Below are 12,359 nucleotides of genomic sequence, written 5' to 3' on the forward strand. Positions count from 1 at the left end.
CACCCGCCCCACCCGTTAGGCCCACCCACCCGCACAACACATCACAACCGCGGATCCACCGGCTCAGACTCCAACGCCAGCACCCCGAACACCGCCTCGTGCACCCGCCACAACGGCTCCCCCTCGGCCAGCCGGTCAAGCGCCTCAAGACCCAGCGCGTACTCCCGAATCGCAAGGGACCGCTTGTGGTTGAGGAACCGCCCCCGCAGCCGGGCGAGGTTGTCGGCCCGCGTGTACTCCGGACCGTAGATGATCCGCAGGTACTCCCGCCCCCGGCACTTGATACCGGGCTGGACAAGTCGACCCGCCTCGCTGCGCACAACCGCCCCGACCGGCTTGACGACCATGCCCTCGCCACCCCGCCCCGTCATCTCCAGCCACCAGTCGACCCCGGCCTGTACCGACTCGGGGTCACCGGTGTCGACGTACAGCCGACGGGTGGTCTGCAGCAGGCCGGTGCTGTCGTGCTCCACCAGCCGGTCCAGCAGGGCGAGTTGGTCGTCGTGCGGCAGTCCGGCGAGGCTGCGCCCCTGGACCGCGAGGATCTGGAACGGGGCGAGCCGGACACCGTCGAGGCCGGACGTGGTCCAGCAGTAGCGCCGGTACGCGTCGGTGAACGCCGAGGCGTCCGCGGCGCGTTCACGCTGCCGGGAGAGCAGCGCGTCCACGTCGACACCCCGCCCCGCGGCACCCTCCAGCGCGGCCAGCGCACCCGGGAACACCGCCCGCGCCGCCGCACCGACCGCCGCGTACTGACCGCGCAGCAGCCCGGACGCCTTCAGCGACCACGGCATCAACTCCGCGTCCAGCAGCACCCAGTCGGTGTCCAGTTCCGCCCACAGGCCGGACTCGTCGAGCGCCGTCCGCAGTCGGCCCAGGATCTCCTCGGTCACCGCCCCGTCGTCGAAGAACGGTCGGCCGGTCCGCGTGTACAGGGACCCCGTCGGCCCGTTCACGCCGTCCACACCGAACCGCTTCGCCGCCGCCTCCGCGTCCCGGCACACCAGCGCCACCGCCCGCGAACCCATGTGCTTCTCCTCGCACACGACCCGCGCGACCCCGTCGTCGGCGTACTGCGCGAACGCCTCCGCCGGGTGCTCCAGATAGCCGTCCACGTGCGAGGTCGCCGTGGGAGCCATCGTCGGCGGCAGATACGGCAGCAGGCGCGGGTCGACCGCGAAGCGGCTCATGACCTCCAGGGCCGCCGCCGCGTTCTCCTCGCGGACCGACACCCGGCCGGCGTGCCGGGTCTCCACCACGCGGCGGCCGTGCACGTCCGCCAGGTCGAGCGGGCGGCCGTCGTGGCCGCCGGGTGCCTCGGTCAGCAGCGGGCGGGTCGGCTCGTACCAGACCTGCTCGGCCGGTACGTCGACCAACTCCCGTTCCGGCCACCGCAGGGCGGTGAGCTTGCCGCCGAAGACGGCACCCGTGTCCAGGCAGATCGTGTTGTTCAGCCAACTGGCGTCCGGAACCGGGGTGTGACCGTAGACGACCGCCGCTCGACCCCGATAGTCCTCGGCCCACGGGTAGCGCACCGGCAGGCCGAACTCGTCGGTCTCGCCGGTGGTGTCGCCGTAGAGCGCGTGCGAGCGGACCCGGCCCGACGTGCGGCCGTGGTACTTCTCGGGCAGGCCCGCGTGGCAGACCACGAGCCTGCCGCCGTCGAGGACGTAGTGGCTGACGAGTCCGTCGATGAACTGCCGTACCTGGGCGTGGAATTCCTCGCTCTCCCCCTCCATCTGCTCGATCGTCTCGGCCAGGCCGTGGGTGTGCTGGACCTTGCGGCCCTTGAGGTAACGGCCGTATTTGTTCTCGTGGTTGCCCGGTACGCACAGCGCGTTGCCCGAGCCGACCATGGACATCACGCGGCGCAGCACGCCGGGCGAGTCCGGGCCGCGGTCGACGAGGTCGCCGACGAAGACGGCCGTACGGCCCGCCGGGTGGACGCCGTCGTCGTAGCCCAACTTGCCGAGCAGGGTCTCCAGTTCGGCGGCGCAGCCGTGGATGTCGCCGATGATGTCGAAGGGGCCGGTGAGGTGGGTCAGGTCGTTGTAGCGCTTCTCGGTGACGACCGTGGCGTGGTCGATCTCCTCGACGCCCCGCAGCACGTGCACCTTGCGGAAGCCCTCGCGCTCCAAACCCCGCAGGGAGCGCCGGAGTTCGCGGGTGTGCCGGGTGATGACGCGGCGGGGCATGTCGGCGCGGTCGACGCGGGAGGCGTTGCGCTCGGCGCACACCTCCTCCGGTACGTCGAGCACGATGGCGATGGGCAGCACGTCGAACTGCTTGGCCAGGTCGATCAGTTGGCGTCGGCTGTCCTGCTGGACGCTGGTCGCGTCGACGACGGTGCGGCGGCCCGCGGCGAGGCGCTTGCCCGCGATGTAGTGCAGGACGTCGAAGGCGTCCCGGCTGGCGCTCTGGTCGTTCTCGTCGTCCGCGACCAGGCCCCGGCAGAAGTCGGAGGAGATGATCTCGGTCGGCTTGAAGTGCCGGTGCGCGAAGGTGGACTTGCCGGAGCCGGAGGCACCGATCAGCACCACTAGGGAGAGGTCGGTGACGGGCAGGACGCGCCCCTTGGTCTGATTCTCGGTCATGCGGCCTTCTCCTCCTTCACAGTCGTCATACGGAACACGGCCATCTGCGTGGGCGGCCCCACCTCGGGGTCGTCGGGTCCGACCGGTACGAACTCGACGTCGTAACCGTGCCGTTGGGCCACCTTCGCCGCCCACTCCCCGAACTCCGCGCGCGTCCACTCGAAGCGGTGGTCGCCGTGCCGGACGTGTCCGGCGGGGAGGGTCTCCCAGCGGACGTTGTACTCGACGTTCGGGGTGGTGACGACGACCGTCCTCGGGCGGGCGGCGCCGAACACCGCGTACTCCAACGCCGGGAGTCGGGGCAGGTCCAGGTGCTCGATGACCTCGCTGAGCACGGCGGCGTCGTAGCCCTTGAGGCGGTTGTCGGTGTAGGCGAGCGAGCTCTGGAAGAGCTGGACGCGCGAGGCCTGCCGCTCCCCCATGCGGTCGAGCTTGAGGCGGCGGCCGGCGATGGTGAGCGCGCGCATCGACACGTCGGTGCCGACGATCTCCGTGAACCGGGTGTCCTTGAGCAGCGTCTGCACCAACTGCCCCTGTCCGCACCCGAGATCGAGCACGCGGCCGGCACCGGACGCCTTGAGCGCGGCGACGATCGCGTCCCGGCGCTGCACGGCGAGCGGCGTCGGCTTCTCCTCGGCCTCCGTCTCCGGCTCGACGGCGTTGTCGATCTCCTCGACCTCGCTGTCGTCGGCCTCGGCGAGCCGCACCAGCTCCAGCCGCTCCATCGCCTCCCGGGTCAGGGACCAACGGCGGGACAGATAACGGCTGGTGATGAGCTTCTGCTCCGGGTGCGCGGGCAGCCAGCCCTCACCGGCGCGCAGCAGCTTGTCGACCTCGTCGGACGCGACCCAGTAGTGCTTGGCGTCGTCGAGCACGGGCAGCAGGACGTACAGGTGCCGCAGCGCCTCGGCGAGGGTCAGCGTCTCCGCTTCGAGTACGAGGCTGACGTACCGCGAGTCGCCCCACTCGGGGAACTCGGCGTCCAGCGCGACCGGTTCGACGGTGACCGTCCAGCCGAGCGGCGCGAAGAGGGTGCGTACGAGGTCGGGACCGCCGCGTGCGGGCAGCGCGGGCACCTCGATGCGCAGCGGCAGCGGCTGCTCCGCGCGCTCGGGGCGGGCGTTGCACACGCCCCGCATGGCGCTGGAGAAGACCGCGCTCAGGGCCACGGCGAGCAGCGAAGAGGCCGCGTACGGACGGTCGTTGACGTACTGCGCGAGCGCCGCGTCGGGCGCGCCACCGCGCCCCTTGCCCTTGCCGCGCCGGACCAGCGCCACCGCGTCGACCTCCAGCAACAGCGCCGCCGTGCACCGCCCGGGATCCGCCTCGGGGTAGAGGACGTACGCCTTGCCGTAGGACGTCGAGAACGCCTGCGCCTTGTCGGGATGCTTGTGCAGCAGGAAACCGAGGTCGGTGGCGGGGCGTTCGGGGGTGCCGGTGGTACTGATCGTCAGGAACACGGTGGGCCTGCCTCGTAACGTCTACTGGGCCTCTGAGCTGGGGAAGCGCGCCACCGCGGAACTCGGGGCGCCCGCCCAACGTACAGCGAACATCCCCGGCGTACTCAGGCATTTTCCCCGCGCGCTCCCCCAGCGGGCAGCCGTGACGATCAGCGTTTCTTGCGGCGCCGGGGCACGGCTGGTAGGACTGTGGCGCGCCGTCACCGTCACATGTTCGATTCTGCGGGGGTTCATGTGGTCGCCACGGCCTTCACCTCCTCGTCGCGGCGGCCTCCTGACGCTCCGCGCCCAACTCGGCGGCGGATGCCCGCAGTTGCCCGGCGGGCCGCGCAGCACGGGCTGGTGCTGGCCGCTGTTTCGGTGACCGTGCTGTTGTGCGCGACGGCGTTGGCCGCGCTCGCGGCGCTGGCGGGGAGTTCGGTGCAGGCCGGGGCCGTACGGCGGTTGGCCGAAGATCTTGGCGCGCAGGTCAACGTCAACGCGGCTTACCGGGCCGGGGGGATGGCCGTCGCCGACCGGGATGTGCGGGCCGCCGCGGAGCGGGTGTTCGCCGGGGTTCCGCAGCGGACGTACGTGGGACTGCTCGGTACGTCGCCGGTCTCGGTGACGGGGATCGACGGGGCTACAGGGCCGCCGCGTGGTCCTGGAGGTAGTGGGTTGCACCCGGTCGCGGTACAACACGCGGGCGGATTCGGGGAGTTGGTGGCCGGGCGATGGCCCGCCGATACGGCGGACGCCCCGGCCGGTGCCTTCACCTCGCTGCCCGCTGTGCCGGTCGCCACCGGGTCCACCGCGCCGGTCGACACGGCGGTGCCCGACGCGCTGGCCAAACGCCTTGGGATCAAGGCCGGTTCGAGCCTTCGGGTGCAGGACGCCTTCAACCGCCCGATGACACTGCGGGTCACCGGGGTCTACCGGGCGACCGGTGCCGTCGGGTTCTGGCCCGCGATGGCCGGTGACCTGACGGAGGGCGAGACCGCCGACCAGGATCTGCTGGTGGTCTCGGCGTCGGCGCTCAACGGCAGCGCCGTCCTGAACGGCCATCTCACGGCCCACTGGAGCGTGCAGCCCGACCTCTCCCACCTCGACGCGGACAGCCTCGCCGGGCTGCACGACCGGCTGCGCGCCTTCTCCGGGAGCCAGAGCGGGATGTCGGTGTTCGGCGGACGGCAGCCGTCCTTGGACGACCTCACCGTGGCCTCCGGACTGCCGGGCGCCATCGACGACTTGACGGTCCCGACGGTCGCCGCCCGCTCCTCGCTGTATGTGCCGAGCGTGCTGCTCGCCGTCCTCGCCCTGGCCACCCTGGTACTGGCCGCCCGCCAGCTCACCGAGCGCCGCCGCGACGAGCTCGCCCTCCAACAGGCCCGGGGCGCGGGCACGTTGAGGCTGCTGCGCGGTGCGGGGGCCGAGTGGGCGCTCACCGGCGTACCGGCCGCCGTGGCCGCGCCCTTCCTGGCCGGGCTGCTGCACCCCGGCACCCGGGACGCCGACGCGTGGGCGGCCGTAGGACTGACGCTGCTGGTGCACGCGGCGGCGGTGCTGCTGCCCGTGCTGCCGTCGGCGCGGGCCCGGCAGACGCGCGGCGCGCGGGCCGCCGCCGCCCAACGGCTGGGCGCCGACCTGGCGTTGCTGGCTGTGGCGACGCTGGGGTACCTGGAGCTGCGGCGGCACCACTCGCTGATCGCCGACGTGGGAACCGGCAGCGCGTCCGCGGATCCGGTGCTGGTCCTCGTGCCGACCCTGGTGGCGGGCGCCGCCGCACTGCTGTTGCTACGGCTGCTGCCGCTGACGTCGCTGCTGCTGGACGCGTTCGGGCGGCGCAGCCGGGGGCTCGTACTCGCCCTGGCGGGTTGGCAGTTGAGCCGACGGGCCGCGCGCAACGCGGGGCCGGTGGTGCTGATGTGTCTGGCCGTTTCGGTGAGCGCCTTCGCCACCACCGCGCTGGCCTGTCTGGGCGGACTGGCCTCCGAGCAGGCCGCGTTCAGGGTCGGCGCGGATGTGCGGATCGACCCGTCGGCGGACGACGGTTACCCCTCCGCCGTGCTGGCCTCCGCCTATCGCGCGCTGCCGGGGGTGACCGGCGTGACGCCGGTGACGCAATCGACGGTGAACCTGCCCGGTGGCGCCACGGAAGACCTGGTCGGCACGATCGGCGGGCCCGCGCCCCACACCCCGGCGCCGGTCGTCCCGGGCATACGGCTCCCCGGCCGACCGACCTCACTGCTGCTGGACGAGCGGCTGAGCAGCGACGGCAACCGCGTGGCGCCGAGCCTGGAGTTGACCGTGCAGGACGCGTACGGCCTGGTCAGCGTGGTGTCGGCGCAGCTTCCGGCTGCCGACGGGGGCAGACATACGGTCGCGGTCCCGCTGGATGTGGCGCTGAGCGGCGGCCACCGACGGGCGTATCCGCTGACGGTGACCGCGATCGGGGTCCTGCCGCAGCCGAACGTGCGTCCCGCGCGGCTGGACCTGGACCTGATGCGGATCGGCGCGCGCGGCGCCGAGGACACCTGGGTCTCTCAACTCCCCGGCGGCCAGGCCTGGTCCGACGGCACGGACCACGCCGCCGACTCCACCGAGGGTGCCTGCAAAGGGAAGTTGACCGACAGCTACAACCCCGGCATGCCCGGGGTGTGCGCGATCACGCCCGGCGGCCCGGCCGTGCTCCGGACGACCGTGAGCACCGGCATCCGCCCCTCCCCCGCCGTCTCGGACTCCCTCGGCGGCCTGTCCGACAGCGACTACGCCACGCGGCCCGGCAGCAAGGTACGCCTCGTGGCGGGCCCGGCGGGCGGTCCGGTACCGCTTCCGGTCACCGCCGACGCCTCGATGCTGAGCGCCACCCGCCTGCACCTCGGCAGCACCACGACACTCGACCTGGGCGGCGGCCGGATCACCGCCAAGATCGTGGGCCGCGTCGACCCACCGCCCGGACTGGGCCGCGGGCAGGGCCACTTGATCGCCGACCAGCGTCAACTCGCCACCGCGCTCACCCTGGCCGGTGCCGACCAGCAGGACCCCGCGTTCTGGTGGCTGAGCAGCACCGACAGCGAGCGTACGGCCGCCGCGGCAGAGGCGCAGCCCGCGCTGGGCGGCGTCACCACGACGACACGCACCGCCGCGTCTTTGCAGGCCGACCCGTTCCGCGCCGGGCTGCACCGGGTCCTGGAACTGGTCCGCTACCTGGCCCCCGGCTTCGCGGTCATCGCCTTCACCGTCCACGCCGTGGTCTCCACCCGTCGGCGCCGCAAGGAGTTCGCCCTCCTCCGGGCGATCGGCGTCCGCGCCACCAGCCTGTCCGCGCTCCTGGGCGCCGAGCAGGTGGGGTTGGCGCTGTTCGCGGTGGTGCCGGGGGCGTTGATGGGGATGGCGCTGGCGTCGGCGGTACTGCCCCTGGTCACGGTGGACGACAGCGGGCAGGCCCCGTATCCGCCGCTGCCGCAGGTGATTCCCTGGGGGACCGTGACACTGACGGCGGTGGCAACTGCCTTGGCCATCAGCGTGGTTGTGCTGGGGCTGGCGCGGTTGTTGGCCCGGGTGGATCTGGTGCGGGTGCTGCGGGCGGGAGAGGACCGTTGAGTCGGGGACCGATCGGAGGGGGCGGACAGTGACCCGGACCATGGACACGCCCGAGACGGTGGCACGACCCGCGCGCCCGGGCCCCGCGGTGACGCGACGCCTGATCCGCAAGGAGACGCGCGGTGACCTGCCGATGCTCGCCTGCCTGGCGGTACTTGCCCTCGTGCTGACGGCGCTGTGTGCCTGGGCCCCCGCCCTCGCGGGCCGCCAGGAGGACCGGGCGCTGCGGCAACGCGTCGGCGCGGCGCAGGCCCAAGCCCCCCTCATCAGCCTGAGCACCACACCGGAGATCTTCAACACCTCACCGCCCGCTGTGGACATGGCCACCCTGCTCGCCGCCGGCCGCACCCTCACCCGGCCGCTCAGCGGCGGAGCCGTGCGGCACCTGTCCTTCGCCGACGGCGGCAGCTACGACTACGACCCGGCGTCCCTGCTCACACCCCGCCCGCCGGGCCCGGCGAGCACCAGCACCCAACTCACCGTCAGCTACCTGCCGTCCGCGCGGACCCACCTCCGCTACGTCAGCGGTCGCGCGCCCGCCGACCACACCCCGCTGGCCACCACACCCCAGATCGGCCTGTCGCAGGCCACCGCGCTGGCGCTGGGCGTCCGGACCGGCAGCCGGCTGAACCTGGAGTTCGCCAAGACGCCGGGGGCACAGAACGCGGCGCCCCACGCGGAGTTGCTGGTGACCGGGATCTACCGCACCTCGGCCACGACCGACGACTTCTGGACCGGCCGCGAGACCCTGGACCAGCCCTCGCGCTACCCGGCGGAACGCTCCACCGGCACCGTGCTCGCCGTCCGCGGCCTCGTCGGCCGGGACGCGGCCGACCTGCTGGCCGGTGCCGGGGTGGGCGGCCCCCGGGTGACCTGGCAGTTGCGCGCCGATCTGTCCGGGGCCGCGCTCGACCGGGCCCGCGCGCTCACCGGGCCGCTGTCCCACTATGGCGCGGACCTGAGCGCCGCCCTGTGCCAGGGCAGCGACTGGGTCACCGGCGACATCAGCTGCCAGGTCGGCGGCCAGTCCACCCAGTCCCTGCTGGTCACCGACTCCCTGACCCCGCTGCTCACCACGTTCACTGCCCAGGACCAACAGGCCCGAGCCCTCGCGACATACGCCATCGACGCCCTCGCCGCGGTCGCGCTGGCCACGGTGGCCGTAGCGGTACGCCTACTCCTGCGCCGGCGGCAGCCACATCTGCGGTTGCAGCGCGCGCGGGGCGCGTCCACCGCGCGGCTGGTGCTGCTGCGCTGTGCCGTGGCCTGGCCGGTGGTGCTGCTCGCCGCGCTGCTCGGCTGGGCGACCGGCCGGGCACTCGCCCCCACCGGCACCTCCGGCTCGCCGCAACCGCTGCCCGCCGCCCTCGTCACCGCGGTGGTGCTGCTGACGGTCCCGCTGATGACCTGGCTCGCCGTCCGCGAACCCCGGCGCCCCGGCCGCCTGCGCCGCACCCGCCGCGGAACCGCCGTGGGCCGACGCGTGGTCCTGGAACTGACGGTGCTGCTCGCCACGGCGGCGGGCGTGCTCGCGCTCCGCTCACAGGGCCCCGACGGAATCCTGGGCGCGGTACCGGTACTGGTGGCCCTGGCCGTCGTACTGATCCTGCTGCGCGTCTACCCGCTCGTGCTCCGCCTGGTGCTACGGCGGACCCGTCGCGGCCGGGGTGTGGTGGGCTTCGTCGGCGCGGCCCGCGCCGCGCACGACGCCCCGGCGACCGGACTCGCCCTGTTCGTCCTGGTGTTGACGCTGGGCACGGCGGTGTTCGGGGGCCTGGTGCAGCGTACGGTCGACGACGGGCTGGCCACGGGGGCGGCGTGGACCACCGGTGCGGACGCGAGCGCGACAGTGTCGGGGACGACAACTCCCCCCGGGATCAAGACCGTTGCCCCCACGGGAATACGCACCGCCCTCCAACACCTACGCACCCTAGACCTCGCGGGACAGAACGACGGCGCGGCGATCTCCCAGGTCGCCGTGATCACCGTGGACCCCCGCCAACTCGCCGCCGTAGCACCGAAGTCACCGCTGGCCGCCGCCCTGCTGTCCGGTCTGGCCACCCCGCCGGGAACCCGCACCAGCGCGAGCACCCCGCTCCCGTCCTTCCTCTCCCCCGGCCTCCGGGCGAGCGAGCGCACCGGCGGCTTCACCACCACGATCGTGACCCAGGGACAACCGCCGGTGAACCTGACCCTCAAACCGGTAGGCACCCTCACCCCCGCGGAACTGCGCGACCCCCTCCTCGGCCCGATCACGGCGCAGCTCACGGCCGGAGCACCGATGCTGATCACCACCGCCACCGCCGACCACCTGCTGCCCCAACAGGCCTCGGGCAGTACGGTGTTGCTCCTCAAGGGCGACGGCTCCACCACCCCCAGCCCCACGGCACTGCGTTCGGCGGCAGCCAAAGCGCTCGGCCCGCTGGCCCAGACCCGCGTCCGCTCCGAGACACTGCGCACCCTGCGCGCGGACGGCCTGACGCAGGGCCTCGGCACGATCTACACGACCAGTTCGATCCTGGCCGCGCTGTCCGGCCTGCTCGCGCTCGCCCTGGAGTTGACCCTCACCTCCCACGAACGCGGCCGCACCACCTCGTTCCTGCGCACACTCGGCCTCGGCGGCAAGGAGGCCGGGGCGATCCACTTCCTGCAACTCCTGCCGCTGGCGGTGGCCTCGGCGGTGGGCGGCACCCTGCTCGGCCTGCTCGAACCCCGGCTCCTGGCAGGGACGTTGGACCTACGCCAGTTCACCGGCGGCCCGGCCCAACCGGCCCTGCACACCGACTACTCCCTGACCCTCGCCCTCGTCGCGGGCGTGACCGCCCTGATCCTGACGGCCGCGGCGACCGAGACGGCGCTCGCCCGCAGGCGCCGACTGGGGGCTGTACTACGCCTGCCCTGAACGCCCCCTGAGGGAGAGCTAGTTACTGCTCGCCCTCCGCCTCCGACCTCGCCCGCCGAGCCGCCTCATCGGGCCACACGCCGATGTGGTCGCTCTCCAGGGCCAGCCGCACGCGCTTGCGCAGATGCAGCCGCTCGGTGAAATCGCTCGGGAGTTGGAGCCGGCCGCTGGCGTCCAGTACCGCGTACTCCTCGGCGGTGAGCACCTCGACGCCGTCCTCGTCGGTGGCGACCCGGCGCAACACCTCGGTGGACGTACGGCCGTTGCGGATCCGTACCGTCCGCTGGACCTGCTCGGACACCAACGCGTCGTGGGTCACCACGATCACGGTGACGCCCAGCTCCTCGTTGGCCCGGCGCAGCGCGGCGAAGACCTCGTCGCTGGTGGCGGTGTCGAGTTCGCCGGTGGGTTCGTCGGCGAACAGCACCCGGGGCTCGTTGGCGTTGGCGACGGCGACCGCGACCCGCTGCTGCTCGCCGCCGGAGAGAGTGTCGGGCGTTCGGTCCCGGCAGTGGCCGACGGACAGGAGGTCCAGCAACTCCTCGGCGCGCGCCCGGCGTTGGGACCGTTTGATGCCGGTGTACGTCATCGGGAGCATCACGTTCTCGGCCGCGGAGAGGTACGGCAGGAGGTTGCGGGAGGTCTGCTGCCAGACGAAACCCACCGTGCCGCGCCGGTAGTCGAGCCGCTCGCGGCGCTTCATCGCCAGCAGATCGTGCCCGGCTACCTCAGCCGCGCCCGCAGTCGGTACGTCCTGGCCGGAGAGTATGCCCAGCAGGGTGGACTTGCCGGAGCCGGACGCCCCGATCACCGCGATCATCTCGCCCTGGGCCACGGCCAGATCGAGCCCCTGGAGGGCCTGCACCTCGACGCCCTCGGTCTGGTAGATCCGCACCAGGTTCTCGCAGACGACCAGCCCCTCCTCGCGCCGGGGCACCGCGGCCGCTACGGCCCGCCGCCGCAGCTCGGCCAAGTCCGGTGCCCCGGTGGGCTGTTGGTGAACTGCCACACGGTCCCCCGAGGAGATGAAATGAGGTCTGCGGACGCGGATCCCGATAACGATGTCGAACAGCCGCCAGGGTAATGCGGAAGGCCGACGACGCGGTCAGTTGTCGTCGACGATCCGGCCGTCACGGAGTTCGAGCACCCGGTCGGCCAGCGCGAGGAGTTGGGTGTCGTGCGTGGCGACGAGCGCGGTGACCGACTCGCTGCGGACGACGGCACGCAGCAGGTCCATCACCGTGAGGCCGGTGTCCGCGTCCAGCTGGCCGGTGGGTTCGTCGGCGATGATCAGGGCCGGGTTGTTGGCGAGCGCGCGGGCGATCGCGACCCGCTGCTGCTGGCCGCCGGACAGCTCACCTGGACGCTGGTCCGCGTGGTCGGAGAGGCCGACCAGGGACAGCAACAGCTCGACACGGGCCTCGCGTTCACGGGCCGGGGCCTTCCGCAGGCGCAACGGCACCCCGACGTTCTCGGCGGCCGTCAGGATCGGGATGAGCCCGAAGGACTGGAAGACGAAGCCGATACGGTCCCGGCGCAGCGCCAGCAACTCGTCGTCGCCGAGCCCGGCCAGGTCCGTACCGTCCAGGGTGATCCGGCCGCCGTCCGGAGTGTCCAGCCCGCCGACGAGATTGAGCACGGTGGTCTTCCCGGACCCGGAACGTCCCCGGAGCGCGACGAGTTCACCGCGCGGCACGCTGAAGGAGACCCCGCGCAGGGCATGAACCGCCGTGTCACCGCTGCCATAGGTGCGGCGCAGATCCTCGACCACCACCATCGCGCCGCCCGCCGCCGCCCCGGCCTCCGCGACCGCGCCACGCC

General features: G+C 72.9%; 6 protein-coding genes. 2 read left to right on the forward strand and 4 right to left on the reverse strand.

Translation table 11 applies throughout. The annotated features are described in order from the left end of the window. Window positions 1-41: 41 nt before the first annotated feature. Window positions 42-2,594, reverse strand: a complete 2,553-nt coding sequence (locus OO69_RS29665) for a polynucleotide kinase-phosphatase (RefSeq protein ID WP_033283905.1) — start codon at window positions 2,592-2,594, stop codon at window positions 42-44. Then, the gene (locus OO69_RS29670; protein WP_033283906.1) at window positions 2,591-4,054 is read right to left on the reverse strand and encodes a 3' terminal RNA ribose 2'-O-methyltransferase Hen1; all 1,464 of its coding nucleotides are present in this window, start codon (window positions 4,052-4,054) and stop codon (window positions 2,591-2,593) included. Before OO69_RS29670 ends, OO69_RS29665 begins: the two co-directional genes overlap by 4 nt. 303 nt (window positions 4,055-4,357) lie before the next feature. Here OO69_RS29670 and OO69_RS29675 point away from each other — a divergent pair, with 303 nt between their 5' ends. After that, complete coding sequence (locus OO69_RS29675; RefSeq protein WP_234444557.1) at window positions 4,358-7,636, forward strand: ABC transporter permease; 3,279 nt, start codon at window positions 4,358-4,360, stop codon at window positions 7,634-7,636. A 40-nt stretch (window positions 7,637-7,676) separates the two neighbouring features. Continuing rightward, on the forward strand, window positions 7,677-10,538 hold the full coding sequence (locus OO69_RS29680) for a hypothetical protein (RefSeq protein ID WP_033283907.1): 2,862 nt from the start codon (window positions 7,677-7,679) through the stop codon (window positions 10,536-10,538). A 22-nt stretch (window positions 10,539-10,560) separates the two neighbouring features. On the opposite strand, the gene OO69_RS29685 is transcribed toward OO69_RS29680, so the two are convergent. Both OO69_RS29685 and OO69_RS29690 read right to left on the reverse strand, forming a co-directional pair. After that, window positions 10,561-11,547 carry an ABC transporter ATP-binding protein gene (locus OO69_RS29685; RefSeq protein ID WP_420707916.1) on the reverse strand — a complete coding sequence of 329 codons (987 nt, stop codon included), beginning with the start codon at window positions 11,545-11,547 and terminating at the stop codon, window positions 10,561-10,563. A gap of 96 nt (window positions 11,548-11,643) precedes the next feature. Then, on the reverse strand, window positions 11,644-12,315 hold the full coding sequence (locus OO69_RS29690; RefSeq protein ID WP_234444562.1) for an ABC transporter ATP-binding protein: 672 nt from the start codon (window positions 12,313-12,315) through the stop codon (window positions 11,644-11,646). Window positions 12,316-12,359: the final 44 nt, after the last annotated feature.

It is taken from the genome of Streptomyces sp. NRRL F-525, from assembly GCF_000716605.1.
In the GTDB taxonomy this organism is placed as follows: domain Bacteria; phylum Actinomycetota; class Actinomycetes; order Streptomycetales; family Streptomycetaceae; genus Streptomyces.